The following is an 18333-nucleotide window of genomic DNA, read 5'->3' on the forward strand; positions in this document are numbered from 1 at the left end:
GACTGTCACAGCCGCGAAAAACGACAACTACGGACACTTGGCGGTCGTCTGGCAGGCCGGATAGCAGCTCACGTCCCTGCTGTGGCAGGTGCCCTGCTGCGTCGGCTCCGGATAGTCGGCGATGATCGTCCGGTGGTCGTCGACGCGGATGTCCAGGTCGAACTCGTCAGCGGTCATCTTTCTCCTCCTGTTGGTTGAGCCGGTTTTCCCGTCAAACCGGCGAGAACTCCGGCCGGCCGTCGATCCGCGCGCGGACCTGCGCCGACCCGAAGTGATAGTCGATCCGGCGGACCGCGGCGGCCCAGTCACGGATCGTGCGTACGCTGGAAAACGCCTCCAGTACGAATGGATCGCGTGCCCGCGCGAGCGCTTTCTGCCAGAGCACGTCGCCTGGCTCGGCCAGGATGTTGCCGACGATCCCCTCGTAGTAAGGGAAAGACCGCACACCGCCGTCCGGCTCGATCTCCATGAACGCCGGCACCGGCGTCTGGGGGCTGAGATAGGGATGCGCGGACCGGTGGTCGGCGGTGGCCACGTGTACGGTCGGCGGCGCGATCGACCGGAGCCGGTCGCGCAGCTCGTCGCCGACCAGGATCTCGGCCTGCTCGTCGGTCAGCAGCTCGTGGGCGGCGAAACTGTCCCGGCTCGCCAGCCCGATTGGCAGCGCCGCACCAAAACTGATGAAGCCCAGCCGGGGAAACCGCGGCGCCACCTCAGCGCAAAACCGCTCCAGCTGGTCGAAGTTGCTTCTGGTGACGACACAGTCGAATCCGAAATGGACCGGCCGGTGCCGCGCGGCCCCGTCCAGCATCGCCAGCGCGGCCATCACCTTGTCGTACGACCCCTTGCGTGCACGAATGCGGTCGTGCACCTCGGCCGTCGCGCCGTCGAGGCTGACATGGACACGCGTAAAGGAACCGACCAGCTCGTCGACCATCGCCTGGTGAAACGTCCAGCCACTGGTCCAGACGGCCGCGCTGATCCCGGCGGCGGTGATTTTCCGTGCGAGGTCGTAAATCCCTTTGACCAGCAGCGGCTCGCCACCGGCGATGGCGATTTCCGGCGGTCGCATGGAAATCAGCGCGTCGGTGACCCGCAGCATGTCCGCGGGACCGAGCTGGCGCGCCGGCCGCCGGCCGGACTCGGTGTAGCAGTGCACGCACCGCAGCGGACAGGCAAACGTGACGGCCCACGTTATCCCCGGCAGATCGACGCCCATCGCACCTACTTTCCCCGTGTACGCCGGAAAACCTCCGGCCCTGCTCCAGACTGCGTCTTAAACGGTCCCGATCACCGGGACCGAGCGGCGGGAAAAGGCGGGAAAAGGTCCCGGGGTCAGCAGAGCGCGGCGGCGACCGCGTCGCGTACGTCGGCGTCGGAGGGCACCGGCCGGCCCTGCTCGGCGGCCAGCTCGGCCAGCGAGACCATTGTGACGTCGTGCAACCGGCAGGCGGCGAACTGGTGAAAAGCGGTCATGTCCGGGTCGACGTTGATCGCGAAGCCGTGGCTGGTCACGCCGTGCCGGATCCGCATGCCGATCGAGGCCAGCTTGCGGTGGTCCGGTGTCCACACGCCGACCAGGCTGTCGGCGCCTTTCGGGGTGTCCCGCCGTACGGTCGGGAAACCGAGGTCGGCCAGCGCGTCGATCAACCCGCACTCCAGCCACCGCACGATGTCGACCGGTCCGCGCTCGCGCAGGTGGATCACCAGATAGCCGACCAGCTGGCCGGGGCCGTGATAGGTGGCATAGCCACCGCGGTCGACCTCGACGGCCGGCAGTCCGGACACCGCGGCCGGCAGCTCCTCCGGGGACGTACGCGGACCGTAGGTGACGATCGGCGGATGGCTGAGGAAGAACAGCCGGTCCGGCGCCAGCCCCGCCCGCCGCTGCTCGACCCAGCCACGCATGTCGCGCGCGGCCTGCTCGTACTCGACACTGCCGAGGTCAACGCGCTCAATCGGCCATCCCACAGCGCCAACCCTAGAACGCGCGCCAGACAACCGAAAACTCAGACGTGGTCGCGCCAGGAATGCCGTGGTTCGAAACCGAGCACGGCGCGAGCCAGGTCGATCGACAGCAGCGTCTCGTGCTCGTCGACCTCGCGGGTCAGCGGCGTCTGCGGATAGACCTCTTTGAGCAGCTGCGCCGAAGACTGCCGCATCACCGTGTCGGCGGCCGCGATGATGTAGCTGGTGCTGCCGCTGACGTCGGCCTCCAGCGCGAGCCGGCAGGACACCGCGGCGTCACGCTCGTCGACGTAACCCCACAGGTTCCACTTACGCAGCGCCGGGTCGTCGGAAAAAGCCGGAAAGTCCGGATAGTTGGCCGGACTCAGGATGTTGGAGAAGCGCAGCGCCACGAACGGAATGCCGGACCACCGCGCGAAATGTCCGGCCGCGGTCTCACTGACCACTTTGGACAGTGCGTACGTCGAGGTCGGATGCGGATAGTGCGCCTCGTCGACCGGCGCGTACGCCGGCGGCGTGTCGAACGGCAGGCCGAGCGTCGTCTCACTGGAGGCCCACACCACCTTGGTCAAGCCGACTTTGGTGGCGGCGTTGAAAATGTTGGCGTTCATCGTCACGTTCGCGTTGAACGTGGTCGCACTGGTGTGGATCTCCGGCGCCGGAATGTTGGCCAGGTGGACGACGGCGTCGGTGCCGTGCAGCACCTCGACCGCCTCGCCGAAATCGGTCAGGTCGGCCCGGATGACACGTACGCCGAGGTCGTCGGCCGGCGCCACCGCGTCGGTCGCCACCACCTCGTAACCGTGTGCCAGCAGCTCTCGTACGGTCACGCGGCCGGCCTTGCCGCTCGCGCCGGTCACGCACACTCGGGTCATGTCGTAGATCCTATCCGATCGCGAATCCGGACTTTCTGGACGGATTTCCGGTCGTCATCCGCTGTTCACGGCTTTGTCCGTGCACGATCCGATTTTCTCCGGCATTGTCGATCGGTCTGCCTCTCGAAAGGAGTCCGCCATGCTCCGCAGGATCCTGTTCCTGACGGCTCTCGCGTGCCTCGCCCTACCGGCGATCCACCCGGTCGCCGCGGCGACCCCGAAACGGATTCTGTTCGACAACAGCAAGGCCGAGACCGCCGGCAACGCCGACTGGATCATCGGCACCAGCCAGCCGGATCCGACCGGACAGAATCCCAGTCCCAGCACCGAAACCGACTGGACCGGCGCGCTGTCGGCCTGGGGTGTGGCGCTGCAGCGGACCGGTCAGTACAGCCTGAGGACGCTGCCGGCCGGCAACACGATCAGCTATGGAAACACGGCGAACGCGTTGGATCTCAGCAATTTCGACGCTTTCGTGCTGCCGGAGCCGAACATCGTCCTGAGCGCCGCGGAGAAGACGGCAGTCCTGCGGTTCGTGCAGAACGGCGGCGGGCTTTTCCTGGTCTCCGACCACACCGGCAGCGACCGCAACAACGACGGCTGGGACTCGCCGGAGATCATCAACGACCTGATGACCTCCAACGGCGTGGACAACACCGATCCGTTCGGGTTTTCCGTCGACCTGAAGAACATCGGCTCGGATCATCCGGTCGCCATCGCCGACAGCGGCAACGCCGTGCTGAACGGACCGTTCGGCACCGTACGCCACAGCCTCATCGCCAACGGCACGACGTTTACGTTGAAGCCGGCGGACAATCCGGCCGTCAAGGGGTTGCTCTATCTGAGCACGTCGAGCCCCGGCAACGCCAACGCCTTCTTCGCCACCAGCACGTTCGGCTCCGGACGCGTGGCGGTCTGGGGCGACAGCTCGCCGATCGACGACGGCACCGGCCAGCCGGGCAACACGCTCTACGACGGCTGGAGCGACCCGTCCGCCGACAACGCCGCGCTGGCGCTGAACGCGACCGCGTGGCTGGCCGGCGGCGGTGGTGGCGGCACGACCAGCTGCGCGAGCGCGGGGCAGAAACTTCTCAACCCCGGCTTCGAATCCGGCACGACCGCGTGGACCGGCACCACCGGTGTGATCGGCCAGTACGGCACCGACGAACCGGCGCACGCCGGCACGTGGAGCGCCTGGCTCGACGGCTATGGCTCGGCGCGTACGGACACGCTCTCGCAGTCGGTCACGCTGCCGGCCAACTGCCGGTCGACGTTGGCGTTCTGGCTGCACATCGACACCGCGGAGACCGGCACGACCGCGTACGACACGCTGAAAGTGCAGCTGCTGAACGGATCCGGCGCGGTGCTGTCCACCTTGGCCACCTACAGCAACGTGAACGCGGCCGGCGGCTATGTGCAGCGTACGTTCGACGTGTCGGCGTACGCTGGACAGACGGTGACGCTGCGGTTCACCGGCACAGAGGGCAGCATCAAGCAGACGTCCTTCGTCATCGACGACACGGCTCTCACCGCCTCGTAACTGTCGGTGCATGATGAGGCCATGAGCGACTACGACGTGGTGGTTGTCGGCGCCGGCCCGACCGGCGAGAACGTGGCCGACCGGGCGGTCAGGGCCGGCCTGAGCGCGGTGATCGTGGAGAGCGAGCTGGTCGGCGGCGAGTGCTCGTACTGGGCCTGCATGCCGAGCAAGGCGCTGCTGCGGCCGGCCGCCGCGCTGGCCGACGCCAGGGCGGTGGCCGGCGCGCGCGAGGCGGTCACCGGTGGGCTCGACGCGCAGGCCGTGCTGAGCCGGCGCGACGAGTTCACCTCGCACTGGCGCGACGACGGCCAGGTCGGCTGGCTCGACGGTGCCGGCATCACGCTGGTGCGCGGCCACGGCCGGCTGGCCGGCGAGAAGCAGGTGCGGGTCGGCGACCAGACGCTGACCGCACGGCTCGCGGTCGTACTCGCCACTGGGTCCGACGCCGCGGTGCCGCGGATCGACGGCATCGACACCATCGGCGTGTGGACCAGCCGCGAGGCGACCTCGGCGAAGGCCGTGCCGGCGCGGCTCGCGGTGATCGGCGGCGGCGTGGTGGCCTGCGAGATGGCCGCGGCCTGGTCGGCGCTCGGCTCGCGGGTCACCATGCTCGTACGCTCCGGCCTGCTCGGCGGCATGGAGCCGTTCGCCGGTGAGGCGGTCGCGGCCGGCCTGCGCGAGGCCGGCGTGGACGTACGCGTAGGCGTCAACGCGACGAAGGTCGCGCGCGACGGCGCCGTCACGGTCACGCTCGACAACGGTGAGACGCTGGAGTGCGACGAGTTGCTGGTGGCGGCCGGCCGGCGGCCGAAGACCGCCGACCTGGGACTGGAGACGGTCGGCCTCACGCCGGGCTCGTGGCTCGAGGTCGACGACAATTGCCTGGTCGATGGCTTCGACTGGCTCTACGCGGCCGGCGATGTCAATCACCGCGCGCTGCTGACGCACATGGGGAAATACCAGGCGCGCGCGTGTGCTGCCGCGATCGTCGCGGGCGACAGGGCGACGACCGAGCCGTACGCGAAGTGGTCGGCCACCGCTGACCGGACCGCGGTGCCGCAGATCGTCTTCACGCATCCGGAGGTCGCCGCGGTCGGCCTGACCGAGCGACAGGCGCGGGACAACGGTTTGGACGTACGCGCGGTGGAATACGAGATCGGCAACGTCTCCGGCGCGTCGCTTTACGCCGACGGCTACACAGGCACCGCGAAGATGGTGGTGGACGAGCGGCGGAAGGTGGTCGTCGGCGTCACGATGACCGGGCCCAACGTCGGCGAGCTGATCCACGCCGGCACGGTCGCGGTGGTCGGCGAGGTGCCGCTGGAGCGCCTCTGGCACGCCGTACCGTCCTATCCGGCGGTCAGCGAGATCTGGCTCCGCCTCCTGGAGACGTACGGTCTCTAGTGTCACCGACAAACGGACGATGCCGGCACGAGCAGGACCGGCGCGGGCGGCGCCGGCGTGGGTAGGGTGACGAGCATGGCACTGATAACGCCGGGGTTTCGGGGGCGGCGGCGGGATGGTGGCGTCGAGCTGCCACCCGGCCAATATCCGACCGAGGACTTTCCGGTGCTCTCGGCCGGACCGACGCCGCGCGTCCCGGTCGACCGGTGGGAATTCGCGATCCTCACCGAGACCGGCGAGAAACACACGTGGTCGTGGCCGGAGTTGCTGGCACTGCCGAGCCAGACGCCGACCGTCGACATCCACTGCGTCACGAAATGGTCGAAGCTGCGCACCAACTGGCAGGGCGTCTCGCTCGACCTGCTGATGGAAAACGTCGAATCCGCCGCCGACTACGCGGTGATCCACTCGTACGGCGGCTACACGACCAACCTGCCGGTGGAGGATCTGCTCGACGGCCAGGCGTGGATCGCATACCGGTTCGACGGCGACGACCTCGCGCCGGAGCACGGCGGTCCGGCGCGGCTGCTGGTGCCACACCTGTATTTCTGGAAGTCCGCCAAATGGGTCCGCGGCATCGAGCTGACGCTGGCCGACGAGCCGGGTTTCTGGGAGACCGCCGGTTATCACAATTACGGCGATCCGTGGCTTGAGCAGCGTTATCGGGGTGACTGAATGAAATGGCGCGTCGCGACGGTGGTCGAGAGCCGCGCGGAAACGGCCACCGCGCGTACGCTCGTGCTCGACGTGCCGGACTGGCCGGGACATCTCGGCGGCCAGCACGTCGATCTGCGGCTGACCGCCGATGACGGCTATTCGGTGCAGCGCAGCTATTCGCTGGCTTCTCCCGACCGGGTGGAAATCGCCGTGCAGCGCGTCGACGACGGCGAGGTTTCCCCTTATCTGACCGACGTTTTCGCGGTCGGCGACGCGATCGAGCTGCGCGGCCCGGTCGGCGGCTGGTTCGTCTGGCGGCCGGCCGCGACCGAGCCGGTGCTGTTGGTCGCCGGCGGATCCGGCATCGTGCCGCTGATGGCGATGATCCGCGCTCGCCGCGCGGCTGGCAGCAAAGTGCCGTTCCGGCTGATCTATTCGGTGCGTACGCCGGAGGAGATCTTCTACGCCGACGAGTTGCGCCGTCCTGATCCCGGCGTCGACGTGTCGTACGTTTTCAGCAGGAAAGCGCCGGAAGGAGCGCGGCGGCCGGTGAAACGGATCGGATTGGCCGATGTCACAACGCATGGCTGGCCGCCGGATTTCCAGCCGAGCTGTTTTGTCTGCGGTCCAACGGGTTTCGTCGAGACGGTGGCCGACCTGCTGGTGGCGGTCGGCCACGACCCGAGCCGGGTGAAGACGGAGAGGTTCGGCTGATGTACCAGGACGGCAACGCGCTCGCCGGTCCACTGACCGAGATTTTCGCGGTGGACATGACCTCCGCGGAAAGCGTCTGCGCCGGCTGCGGCCGCGCCGGCGCGGTGGCGAGCCTTCGCGTCTACTGGCACGCCGGCGACGCTGTCGTCCGGTGTCCTGGCTGCGAGCAGGTGGTGTTTCGGTTGGTACGCCTGGAAAACCGGCTCTGCCTGGAGGTCACCGGCCTGCGCCGGCTCACGTTTTCCTGACATACTCGGCGACATACATCGACGTGTGCGGTGTGAAGGCGCCAGGCTGCCAACCAGGTGTCAGTGCGACGCGGCGCAGGCCAGCCAGCTCCGCCATCAGATCCAGCTCGCTCGGCCAGAGAAACCGGTGCCACACCGGCTGCACGCGTACGCCGTCGGGCGTGAACATGGTGATCTCACTGGACATCACCTGCGACACCGGGTCGAGCCGCGCGGTCTCGATCATCGGTCCGGTCGCGCCGGCGCCGATGTGGCGCACCCGCCGGCCGTCGGCGTCGAACGACGCGAGCCGTGGCATCTGCACCTCCAGCACCAGCCGGCCGTCGTCGCCCAACACCGAGGCGGCCGCGGCCACACACCGCTTCTGCGCGTCGGCATCCGGCAGCGCGGAGATCGTTGTGAAGACACAGAAAACAAGGTCGTATGGGCCATCGCCGAAGGTGGTGGCATCGGTCATGTCCCCGACCGCGCAGGTCAGGTTTTCCGGCACGCCCTTGGAGCGCAGCACGTCCAGCATCGCCGGCTCCAGGTCGATGCCGTGCACGCGGATCCCCCGCTCGGCCAGCGGAATCGCGATCCGGCCGGTGCCGGTCCCCAGCTCCAGCGCACGCGGCCGCTCGGCGCCACTTTTCCACGCGTACGCGACAAGAGCGGCCACCGTCTCGTCCACGCCTGGCCCGTCCGGAAAAATGCGGTCGTACTGTTGGGCCCAGTCGCCGCCGTAGGTCTCGACGTTCATGGTCATGATCAGCACACTACGTAAAGTGTCCTTTGAGTGGACAACTGTTACGGCGCGCGTGTCCTGAGCTGGCCGGATTTCCCCGCCACCGCACCGCTCTGTTAACTGAACGGAACGTTCACCCAACCAGTGGCATCGGCCCCGATACGGCATAGGTTGCGCGCCGTCCAGACGCGTCAACCTGCCGTTGGAGGATGCGCATGTCCAGATCCCTGTCCAGGGTGGGGGTGGCCGCGGTCGCGGCCTGCCTCGCCGCCGCCTCGCTGTCGGTGTGCTCCGCGCCGGCGGCCGCGGACGCCCGCGTGCCTCTCGGCACGCATGGCCCGGCTTTACCGCGCGGCGCAACGAAAAACGCCGCGCTAGCCGCGGATCGTACGGTCGATGTCGCGGTCGCGTTGCGGCCGCACGACCAAGCCGGCCTCGACCGGTTCGTCGCCGCGGTGACCGACCCGAAGTCGCCGTCCTATCGGCATTATCTGACCGCCGCGCAGTACAACGACCTGTTCGCGCCACGACAGTCCGATGTGGACAAGGTCAGCACTTTCCTGTCCGGCAACGGGTTCCGGGTCACCGGCGTCTCGGCCAACCGGCAGGTGGTGGACGCGCGCGGCACCGCCAGCCAGGTCAGGGCGGCCTTCGGCACGACCTTGCGCGACTACACCGGCACCGACGGAAAGCGTTTCTACGCCAACGATTCCGCGCCGTCGGTGCCGGCGTCGCTGGCCGGCGTCGTACGCGCGGTGGCCGGCCTGACCGACCTGCCGGCGGCGCATCGTGCCAGCGCTCCGGCCGGTCCGGCGGGTCCGGCCGGCGGCTACACACCGGCGCAGTTTCGCACCGCCTACAGCATGAAGTCGCTGTCGTCCTCGTACGACGGCTCCGGGCAGACGGTCGGCCTGATCGAGTTCGACGCCTTCAAGCAGTCCGACATCGACGCCTGGACCAGCTATTTCAAGCAACCCTCGGTCACGCCGACGGTCGTCGCCGTGGACGGTGGGAAACCCTCGCCCGGCAGCGACCAGCTGGAGGTCACGCTCGACGTCGAGGCGGTCGCCGCGACCGCGCCGAAAGCCAGGCAGATCGTCTACGAGGCGCCTAACAGCGACCGCGCGTGGGTCGACGAGATGGCCAGGATCGCCAGCGACAACGCCATCACGGTCCTGTCCGGCTCGTGGCTGAACGGCGAGGTCTGCGAGTCGGACCCGATCCAGGCCTCGCACGACTCCTACACGCAGATGGCCGCGCAGGGCATCACCATGCTGTCGGCCTCCGGTGACTGGGGTGCCTACGGTTGCGGCTACCAGGGCGACAACTCGACCGTACAGGCCGATTTTCCGCCGAGCGACCCGCTTTTCACCGGTGTCGGCGGCACTCAGCTGCGCACCAGCGACAGCGCCGGGACCTACCAGTCGGAGTCGTGCTGGAACCAGGGCTCGACCGGAAACACGCGTTCTGGCGGCGGTTACTCGAAGATCTACGACCGGCCGAGCTGGCAGCCGGGCAGCGACGCGCACCGATCCGTACCGGACGTGGCGCTCGACGCCGACTACGGCGCCGGCGCGCTTTCGGTGTACATGAACGGCGGCTGGCAGGATGTCGGTGGTACGAGCCTGTCGTCGCCGCTGTGGGCCGGTTATGTCGCGATGGTCAACCAGAAAGCCAAGGCCGCCGGCAAGGCCAACGTCGGCGCGATGAACCCGACGATCTACGCGGTCGCGCAGTCTTCGCAGTATTCCTCGACTTTCCGCGACGTGACCAGTGGCAACAACGGCACGTACAACGCCGGCACCGGCTATGACCTGTGCACCGGTTGGGGTTCGCCGCAGGGCGACAACCTCGCCGACCCGCTGATCAACGGCGGTGGCCCGGCGCCGGCCAACGACTTCTCCATCGCCGCCGACCCGTCCTCGGTCAGCGTCGATCCCGGAAAATCCGTTACCAGTACGATCAAAACCGCCGTCACCAAGGGCGACGCGCAGACCGTGTCGCTGACCGCCAGCGGCCTGCCGTCCGGTGTCACCGCGAGCTTCAACCCCACCTCGGTGACCGCGGGGCAGTCCTCGACGCTGACCCTGTCGGCCGCCGCGTCGGCCTCGCCGGGCAACGCTTCGGTGAAGGTGAACGGAAAAACCACCGACGCGAGCCATGACGCGACGGTCGCGCTGACCGTCAACGGCACCGGTCCTGGCGACTTCTCCCTGAGCGTCGACCCGGCGTCGGCGACCGTGACCGCCGGCCAGTCCACCGGCACCACGGTGAAGGCCACCGCTGTCTCCGGTGCACGGCCGAGCGTCGTCGGCGGCGACCCGACCACGGTCGAGCAATATCCGTTCATCATTTCCATGCGCCGCGAGGGAAGCGCGTTCCCGGGCCAGCAGTCGTGCACGATGACGCTGATGGGGCCGCACACCGTGCTCGGCGCGGCGCACTGCCTGCTGGAAAAGCCTGGGGAAAAATGGTTCATCTACGGTGCGACCAATCTCAACGACGAGGGTTTCCGTGCCAACATCAAGGAAAGCTGGACCGACCCCGACTACACCTCCTGGCAGACCGGCCACGACGTCGCGGTGATCACGCTCGACCGTGACGTGCCGGTGCCGGCCGGCATCAGTTATCCGACCGTGGCGACCGACACCAGCCTGAACAACCCCGGCACCATGGGCCGGGCCATCGGCTGGGGAAAGACCGACGCCAACACCTACTCGGATGTGTTGCGTACGGCCGAAATGCCGGTCGCCGCCGACTCCGGCTGCGCCAACCAGATCGACCTGCGCCAGTACTACCGCACGGACGGGTCGATGCTGTGCGTCGGCTACAGCGACGGCCACAAGGGCGTCTGCGTCGGCGACAGCGGCAGTCCCTTCCTGGTCGGCAACCAGATCATCGGACTGTTCTCATGGATGTCCAACGCCTGCAACACCTACGGTGTCTACGCCAGGGTCACCACCTATGCCAACGAAATCAAGGCACACCTGCCTGGCGGCGGCAATCCCGGCGGCAACATCGCGTTGACGGCCAGCGGCCTGCCATCCGGCGCGACGGCGAGTTTCGACCCGTCGTCGGTCAACGCCGGTGGTGCGTCGAAACTGACGATCGCCACCTCGTCGTCGACACCGGCCGGCACGTACGACGTGACCGTCACTGGAAAAAGCGGTGACTTCACGCACACGACGAAGTTCACGCTGACCGTGCAGGGTGGCTCGCCGACGCCGATTTCGGTGACAAACCCTGGTTTCCAGTTCACGCAGCACGGAAAAAGCGTCAGCCTGGCGATGCGGGCCAGCGGCGGTTCGGGTGCGTACACGTGGTCGGCGACCGGTCTGCCGCCGGGACTGTCGATCAACAGCGGCACCGGCGTGATCAGCGGAACGCCAACGACGACAGGAAACTACCAGCCGACGGTCACCGCGACCGACAGCGGCGGCGGAAAGGGGTCCACGAGTTTCGGTTGGTTCGTCTACTAAGGCCTGTCTCCATATTCCGGGGGGATGAGAGTCGAGATCCAAACGTCGTCTGCCGGTGCGGCGGGACCGCCAGGCGTGGCAGCGCCACGTCGGCGGTTTCGCCGTGCCGGCAGGCGGCGTTTGGGCCCGGCTATCGCCCCCGGAATATGGAGACAGGCCCTAATCAGTCCCAGTCCCAGGTGAGTCCGATGATGCCGGGTCCGGCGTCGGTGACCACCAGATGAGCGGTGTTGGACGCTCCGATCCAGAGCCGGCCACCGGTGCGGCGCGGAGCGTCCAACGCCGTCTGCCGGTATGGCACGCAGGACGCCGGCGCGGCGCCGGCGAACCCGACCTGCAGCAGAAACTGGCGGACCGGCCGGGTGAACCTGCGGTGGTAGTAGGTCAGCTCGTCGTCGCCCGGCGAATACGCCGTGACGTACTCGACGACCGCGCACTCGCCGGCCGACAGCCGCTGGTCGAAGAGCAGCTCGCTGACCGTCGCGCCGGCCGCGGTGTTGGTGCGTACGCGGCCGAGCCGGCAATAGCGTACGTCGGTGATCACCGGCAACACCGGCTCCTCGTTCCAGTGATAGACAACGCAGCGGTCGACGCGGTCGGCCAGTGCCTGCAGCACCAGCCGGGTACGCACCTCGGCGAGCTGCCGTTTTTCGTTGAGCTGCACGTGTTCGTGGATGTCGAGCTGGCGCAGCTGGCTGTCCGGCGGCGCGTCCAGCTCGGCCAGCAACCGGCTGTGCGCCGGCCACAACCGGCGCCGGTCGACGGTCCCCGGCTCGGCGTGGGCACCGCGCGACCGCGGCGGTCCGAGCCGCGACATCAGCGACGCGGCCGGCAGCTCGAGCACGTTTTCCAGCAGCCGTACGGCACGCAGCGACTCGGCGCGCTCAGGCCGGCTGCGACCGTGCCGCCAGTAGCTCAGCGCCGCGCGGCTGACCGTCACCCCGTGCGCCGCGAGGTGCCGCTGGACCCGCTCCAGGCTGAGCCCGCGTACGTTCAGCGCGTGGTCGAGGACCTGCGCGAACGTGCCGGTCCGGAGCAGCTGGCGCAGCTCGCGGTCGGCGACGAGAGTCTGGTCACCCCTCATCCGCGACACTATCTCCGACGATACGAGCACATGTCCAGACTCTTTGCCGCGATACGCTGAGGCGGTGAGCAATCTGGAGGCGGCTCCAGCGGCGACCAGGTGCGAGCCGGCGAGCGGACCAGGTCCGGTCGCCGAGCGGCATGACAGCCGAGAGGTGCCACTCGGTGGCGTCCGCGGCATGTCGGTCAGCCGTACGCTTCCGCTGCGCGGCCGGCCGACCGTCGGCGCGTGGTGTTTCCTCGACCAGTTCGGGCCGCAGCACACCGACATGCGCGTCCTCCCCCATCCGCACATCGGCCTGCAGACGGTGACCTGGCCGCTCGGCGGCCTGATCCGGCACCGCGACAGCCTCGGCAGCGATGTCGTGCTGCGGCCCGGCCAGCTCAACCTGATGACCAGCGGCCGCGGTGTCGTACACTCCGAGTTTTCGTTGGAAGGTGCCGATCTCCTGCACGCGCTGCAGCTGTGGGTCGCGTTGCCGGTCGACCGCGCCGCCGGCGAGGCCGCCTTCGAGCGGCACACCGAGCTGCCGTCGTACGAGGCGACCGGCCTGCGCGCGACCGTGATCATCGGAGAGATCGCCGACGCGAAGTCGCCGGCGACCGCGTACACACCGTTGCTCGGCGCGGAAATCCGGGTGGAGCCGGGCCGGCGCGCGACCATCCCGGCGCGCCGCGACTTCGAGCACGCTGCGCTGGTCATCGCCGGCGAGGCCACGATCGGCGGCGAGCGGCTCGACGCCGGTCCGCTGCTCTATCTCGGTACGGGCCGCGACGAGTTGGAGATCGCCAGCGCCGCCGGCGCGACGCTCGTGTTGCTCGGCGGCGAGCCGTTCGCCGACGAGTTGGTCATGTGGTGGAACTTCGTCGGCCGCAGCCATGAGGAGATCGCCGCAGCGCGCGACGACTGGGAACGTGCCGATCGCGGCCGGTTTGGCCTGGTTGCCGGCCATGTTGTCGGCCATGTTGCCGGCCATGGCGCCGACCGCATTCCGGCGCCGCCGCTGCCGGCCGTACGGTTGACGGCACGTAAACGCGGCTGACGCGGACTTGCCCGCCGCGCTCTAAAGGACGAAGATTCGTGCGATAGAAGCAACGGCAGGAGGAAGGTAGCGCAATGCCATCGGACAACTTCGTGATCGTCGGTGGCGGCCTGGCCGCCGCGAAGGCCGCGGAAGCCCTGCGAGAGCAGCAATTCGGCGGACCGATCGTGCTGATCGGCGACGAGCGCCACCGGCCGTACGAGCGGCCGCCGCTGTCCAAGGACCTCCTGCTGGGCAAGGCCGAGGCCGACAGCGTGTACGTACACGACGAAAGCTGGTATGGCGAGCACGAGGTCGACCTGCGGCTCGGCACCGCCGTCACGGCCGTCGACCGCGACGCGCACGAGGTGCGGCTCGACGACGGAAGCACCGTGGCATACCGAAAACTGCTGCTGGCCACCGGCGCCAGCCCACGCCGGCTGCCGGTGCCCGGCGCCGACGCGCAGGGCGTCCATCACCTGCGCAAGGTGGAGGATTCGCAACGTATCAAGGAAATGCTCGGGTCGGTGTCCCGGCTGGTCGTCATCGGCGCCGGCTGGATCGGCTTGGAGGTCACCGCGGCTGCGCGCGAGGCGAACGTCGCGGTCACCGTCGTCGAGCTCGAGGAGCTGCCGCTGCTGGCCGCGCTCGGCCGTGAGCTGGCCGAGGTGTTCACCAAGCTGCACCGCGAGCACGACGTCGACTTCCGGTTCGGACAGCAGGCCACCGAGATCAGCGTGACCGACGGCAGGGCCTCCGGGGTCGTGCTGGCCGACGGTACGCGCATGGAGGCCGACGCCGTACTGGTGTCGATCGGTGCCGCGCCGAACACGGATCTGGCCGCACAGGCCGGTTTGACGGTCGACAACGGCATCGTCGTCGACGCGGCGCTGCAGAGCAGCGACCCGGACATCGTCGCCGCCGGTGACGTGGCCAACGCCTTCCATCCGGTGCTCAAGCGACAGATTCGCGTGGAACACTGGCAAAACGCGATCAGCCAGCCGGTCGTCGCGGCCACCACGATGCTCGGCAAGCCGGCCAGCTATGACGAGTTGCCGTACTTCTACACCGACCAGTACGACCTCGGCATGGAATACCTCGGCGACCCGACCGGCTATGACAGGGTCGTCTTCCGCGGCGATGTCGACGGCCGCGAGTTCATCGCCTTCTGGACCAAGGAAAACCGCGTGCTCGCCGGCATGAACGTCAACGTCTGGGATGTCGGCGACCCGATCAAGGCCCTTATCCTGAGCGGGAAAGCCGTCGACCCGGCGGCGCTCGCCGATCCTGACAAGGCACTGGAGTCACTGGTCTAGCGCGCGGCTCGTCCCGCGGCACCTGCCGACGGTGCGTCGAGTGTGGGCAAATCCCGGTAAAATCGGTCTTGCGATGCGAGATATTCCCACACTCGATGTGCCGAGGTGCGGAGCTACGCGCTAGCGGCCGGCGTACGCGCGCCAGGCTTCGGCCAGGCGGGGGATCGCGGCCCGCAGGCGATCCGGCGGATGTGCGTAGCAGAGCCGGACCCGGTCCGCGTACGTGTTGTTCGGCGACGACAGCCAGCCCGGCGCGACCGGTACGCCGAACCGCCTGGCCACCGCGGCGAAACCGGCCCCGTCGCCGGTCGGCAGCGTGATCCACAGCAGATAGCCGCCGTCCGGCCGCCGCCACCGCCACTCCGGCAGGTGTGCGCGCAGCAGCGTCTCGACGCAGTCCAGTGACTCCAGCAGCCGCGCGCGCCGCCGCAGCTTGGCCGCGGGCAGGCCGTCGATGAGCCGCAGCGCGATGAGCTGCGACACCACCGACGTGCCGAGATCGGCCGCCTTCTTCGTCATCTCCACCGCCGGCAGCGAGCCGCGGATCCAGCCGATCCGCAGGCCCGGCCAGGCGAGCTTGCTCACCGATCCGATCGTCAGGATCGGCGCGTCCACGGCGAAACTCGCGAGCACCGGCGGCTCGTCCTCGAAAGCCAGACCGGCAAGCGTCGTGTCGTCGATCAGCGGCACCCCGTACGCACCGGCGACCTCGGCCACAGACTCACGCACCGCGACCGGCAGCACCGAGCCGGTCGGGCTGTGGCAGGTCGGGATCAGATACGCCAGCCGCAGCCGCTGTTTTCTCAGCGCGTACGCCAAAATCTCGCCGTCGATGGCGGGACCGGCGGCCAACGGTACGGACATCAGACCCGCGGCGGCAAACGCGTCCAACGCACCGGGATAGGTTGGATTTTGCACGCCGGCAAGGCCTCCTGGCTCGGCCACCGCCGCGGCGACGATGTGAAGCGCCTGCTGCGCACCGCCGGTGACGACGATCTGCTCGGCGGTCGTCGGCAGGCCTTGATCGCGGTACGTCGAGGCGATCGCGTCACGCAGGTCGGCCAGGCCAAGCGGCTCGTATCCGCGCGTCGCCGTCGCCGCGCGCAGGTCCGGCAGCCAGTCGCCGTCGCCGATCAGCTCGGCCGCCTCCGGATCGGCGCAGCCGGCGCCGGACTCGAAGTCGCACAGCGCCTGCGGACTGCCGGCCGGCTCGCGCTGGTACGGCGGCCCCGGCGGATCCGGCCGTGCGACCGGCACCGACTCGGCGACCCAGGTGCCGGCGCCCTGCCGGCTGGCGATCACACCCTCCTGCCGCAGCTCCGCGTACGCGTTGACCACGGTCGTCCGGCTGACGCCGAGCGCGGTGGCCAGCGCCCGCTCGGTCGGCAGCTTGCTTCCGGCGGCCAGCCGGCCCGCGTGCACCTGCGTCGCGAGCGACCGCGCCAGCCGGAGATACGCCGGGCCGCGACCGCTCTGCCAGCCGGCAAGCAGCGCGATCGCGGTGTCCACATCGCGGTTCATTGGCTATGGATCCCTCGGCCATCGCTCGATATTGGTATTCACAGGACAGTCCAAAGGAGAATCTATCGTGGAGATCCGCCCAGCCACCACCGCGGACGCCGGCGCGCTCGGCGAGCTGGTGATCCTGATGTACGAGTCGATGGGCTTCGACGTGACCGACCCGGCTGCCGACTGGATGGTGGCACTGCCGCGCTGGTACGAGCGGCGGCTGGCCGACGGCTCGATCGCCGCGTTCGTCGCCGAGCAGGACGGCCGAGTCATCGGCGGCTGCACCGTGTGGATCCTCGCCAGCCTGCCGCGCGAAGGCAGCCCGGACGGCCGGCGCGGCTATGTGGCCGGCATGTCCGTACGACCGGAGTGGCGTTCGCGCGGCATCGCGCGCCGACTGCTCACCGCCGGCCTCGACTGGCTGCGCGCTGCCGGCGCCGACTTCGCCGAGCTGCACGCCACCAAGCTCGGGCAGCCGTTGTACGAGTCGGTCGGCTTCGAAGAGACGCCAGCCTTCCGTCTGCGTCTTTAGGGTCTGTTTCGAAGTCCCCAACAGTCTCTAAGGCTCGCGAAGGCCCAGGGCCGCGACGAACGCGACCACCGGCATGACGAACAGTGTCGACAGCGCCAGCTCCAGTCCGCCGGCGTCGGCGATCACGCCGACCACCGGCACGGCCAGGCCGCCGATGCTGACCGCCAGGCCGAGCGTCACGCCGCTGGCGGTGCCGTGCCGGCCCGGCAGATAGTCCTGGCCGAGCGTGACGTGCAGTGAGAACGGCAGATAGATCGCCAACGCGGTCAGCGCGATGAAGCCATACATCAACGGACCGCCGACCAGCACCATGCCGACCAGGCTCGGGATGGTGACCGCGTAGCCGATCCGGACCGTACGCACCCGTCCCCACCGGCCGGAGACCCAGCCGCCGAGCAACGTGCCGCACGCGCCGAAACCGTAGAAGACGGCGAGCGCGACATCGCCGCCGACCGCGCCGACGCCGAGCCGCTTTTGCACGTACAAAGCCAAAAACGTGCCGAGGCCGAAGGTCACGACCGAGCGGGCGACGATCGCGAGCGTCAGCTTGCCAAAGCTCCACCAGTCGTCCGCCCCGGCCGCGACTCTGGCGCCGCTGACGGTCGCCGTGCCGAGCCGGCGGATCAGGATCCACGTGACGAAGGCGAAAACCAGCGCTGGTACGAGCAGCGGCAACGTACCGGTGACACCCAGGGTTTCCAACAGTGGCGCCACCGCCACCGGCGCCAACGCGAAACCGACGTTGCCGCCAAGGGAAAACCACCCCATGCCGGTGTGATGGCTGTCCCGGCTGGCGACCCTGGCCAGCCGCGCGGCGCCCGGATGGTACGCGGCGACGCCGAGGCCGGACAGCGCGATCGCCAGCCAGGTGACCCAGTATTGCGAGCTGAGGCCGGACAGTCCGATGCCGACTCCGGCGACACTCATGCCGACCGGCACCAGCCAGGCCATCGGCCACCGGTCGACCAGCGCGCCGAAAAGCGGCTGCGCGACCGACGACAGCAGCGTCGCGGCCAGGGTGATGCCACTGGCCGCCGCATAGTTCCAGTGGTGCGCCGCGACGAAAAACGGAATGAGGGCCGGCACCGCGCCCTGGTAGAAGTCGTCGACCGCGTGACCGATCGCGAGCAGCGCGACGGCCGGGCCGTGCGCTTTCTGTTTCTGGATCGCCGGAGCCACTGTCACACCATCAGTCTTGGCGACAGCGGGCCGGACGCTTAGCGGTTGTCGGCCGTCCCATACCGATTGTCCGCCAACGGTCA

The 18333-nt window shown here is 68.8% G+C and carries 17 protein-coding genes; 9 read left to right on the forward strand and 8 right to left on the reverse strand.

Features of this window, described 5'->3' with window-relative positions:
* Positions 1–27: 27 nt before the first annotated feature.
* The 4 genes from GNX95_RS32750 to GNX95_RS32765 all read right to left on the reverse strand — a co-directional run bounded on the left by GNX95_RS32750 (position 28) and on the right by GNX95_RS32765 (position 2843).
* Positions 28–177, reverse strand: coding sequence for a hypothetical protein (locus GNX95_RS32750; protein ID WP_163511524.1), 150 nt, complete (start codon positions 175–177; stop codon positions 28–30).
* A 34-nt stretch (positions 178–211) separates the two neighbouring features.
* Positions 212–1219: a radical SAM protein gene (locus GNX95_RS32755; protein ID WP_163511525.1), complete on the reverse strand. Its 1008-nt coding sequence runs from the start codon at positions 1217–1219 to the stop codon at positions 212–214.
* A gap of 116 nt (positions 1220–1335) precedes the next feature.
* Positions 1336–1971 (reverse strand): lipoyl(octanoyl) transferase LipB, encoded by a 636-nt coding sequence (lipB, locus tag GNX95_RS32760; protein WP_246281835.1) that lies wholly within the window; start codon positions 1969–1971, stop codon positions 1336–1338.
* Between the two features lie 38 nt (positions 1972–2009).
* On the reverse strand, positions 2010–2843 hold the full coding sequence (locus GNX95_RS32765; protein ID WP_163511526.1) for an NAD-dependent epimerase/dehydratase family protein: 834 nt from the start codon (positions 2841–2843) through the stop codon (positions 2010–2012).
* 139 nt (positions 2844–2982) lie between these two features.
* Between GNX95_RS32765 and GNX95_RS32770 the strand changes: the two genes are divergently transcribed.
* The 5 genes from GNX95_RS32770 (at position 2983) to GNX95_RS32790 (ending at position 7406) form a co-directional block, all read left to right on the forward strand.
* On the forward strand, positions 2983–4383 hold the full coding sequence (locus GNX95_RS32770; protein WP_163511527.1) for a hydrolase: 1401 nt from the start codon (positions 2983–2985) through the stop codon (positions 4381–4383).
* Positions 4384–4404: 21 nt separating this feature from the next.
* Positions 4405–5787 (forward strand): dihydrolipoyl dehydrogenase family protein, encoded by a 1383-nt coding sequence (locus GNX95_RS32775; protein ID WP_163511528.1) that lies wholly within the window; start codon positions 4405–4407, stop codon positions 5785–5787.
* Positions 5788–5862: 75 nt separating this feature from the next.
* Entirely contained in the window at positions 5863–6462 is a 600-nt protein-coding gene (locus GNX95_RS32780) for a sulfite oxidase-like oxidoreductase (protein ID WP_163511529.1), read from the forward strand.
* Positions 6463–7158, forward strand: a complete 696-nt coding sequence (locus tag GNX95_RS32785) for a ferredoxin reductase (RefSeq protein ID WP_163511530.1) — start codon at positions 6463–6465, stop codon at positions 7156–7158.
* Positions 7158–7406 (forward strand): DUF6510 family protein, encoded by a 249-nt coding sequence (locus tag GNX95_RS32790; protein WP_163511531.1) that lies wholly within the window; start codon positions 7158–7160, stop codon positions 7404–7406. The genes GNX95_RS32785 and GNX95_RS32790 overlap by 1 nt, the downstream gene beginning before the upstream one ends.
* Here GNX95_RS32790 and GNX95_RS32795 read toward each other — a convergent pair.
* Positions 7393–8151, reverse strand: coding sequence for a class I SAM-dependent methyltransferase (locus GNX95_RS32795; RefSeq protein ID WP_163511532.1), 759 nt, complete (start codon positions 8149–8151; stop codon positions 7393–7395). The two genes, GNX95_RS32790 and GNX95_RS32795, sit on opposite strands and share 14 nt — an antisense overlap.
* Before the next feature lie 194 nt (positions 8152–8345).
* On the opposite strand from GNX95_RS32795, the gene GNX95_RS32800 reads away from it, so the two are divergent.
* Positions 8346–11609 carry a trypsin-like serine protease gene (locus tag GNX95_RS32800; RefSeq protein ID WP_163511533.1) on the forward strand — a complete coding sequence of 1088 codons (3264 nt, stop codon included), beginning with the start codon at positions 8346–8348 and terminating at the stop codon, positions 11607–11609.
* Between the two features lie 163 nt (positions 11610–11772).
* On the opposite strand, the gene GNX95_RS32805 is transcribed toward GNX95_RS32800, so the two are convergent.
* Entirely contained in the window at positions 11773–12693 is a 921-nt protein-coding gene (locus tag GNX95_RS32805) for an XRE family transcriptional regulator (protein WP_163511534.1), read from the reverse strand.
* A 64-nt stretch (positions 12694–12757) separates the two neighbouring features.
* Between GNX95_RS32805 and GNX95_RS32810 the strand changes: the two genes are divergently transcribed.
* Positions 12758–13735 (forward strand): pirin family protein, encoded by a 978-nt coding sequence (locus tag GNX95_RS32810; RefSeq protein ID WP_163511535.1) that lies wholly within the window; start codon positions 12758–12760, stop codon positions 13733–13735.
* 74 nt (positions 13736–13809) lie between these two features.
* A complete protein-coding gene (locus GNX95_RS32815) occupies positions 13810–15030 on the forward strand; it encodes an NAD(P)/FAD-dependent oxidoreductase (RefSeq protein ID WP_163511536.1) in 1221 nt (406 codons plus the stop codon).
* Between the two features lie 120 nt (positions 15031–15150).
* On the opposite strand, the gene GNX95_RS32820 is transcribed toward GNX95_RS32815, so the two are convergent.
* Entirely contained in the window at positions 15151–16551 is a 1401-nt protein-coding gene (locus GNX95_RS32820; RefSeq protein ID WP_163511537.1) for an aminotransferase-like domain-containing protein, read from the reverse strand.
* A gap of 67 nt (positions 16552–16618) precedes the next feature.
* Between GNX95_RS32820 and GNX95_RS32825 the strand changes: the two genes are divergently transcribed.
* A complete protein-coding gene (locus GNX95_RS32825; protein WP_163511538.1) occupies positions 16619–17071 on the forward strand; it encodes a GNAT family N-acetyltransferase in 453 nt (150 codons plus the stop codon).
* A gap of 27 nt (positions 17072–17098) precedes the next feature.
* Here GNX95_RS32825 and GNX95_RS32830 read toward each other — a convergent pair whose 3' ends face one another.
* Positions 17099–18256, reverse strand: a complete 1158-nt coding sequence (locus tag GNX95_RS32830) for an MFS transporter (protein WP_246281836.1) — start codon at positions 18254–18256, stop codon at positions 17099–17101.
* Positions 18257–18333 lie beyond the last annotated feature (77 nt).

This window comes from Fodinicola acaciae (genome assembly GCF_010993745.1).
GTDB lineage: Bacteria > Actinomycetota > Actinomycetes > Mycobacteriales > HKI-0501 > Fodinicola > Fodinicola acaciae.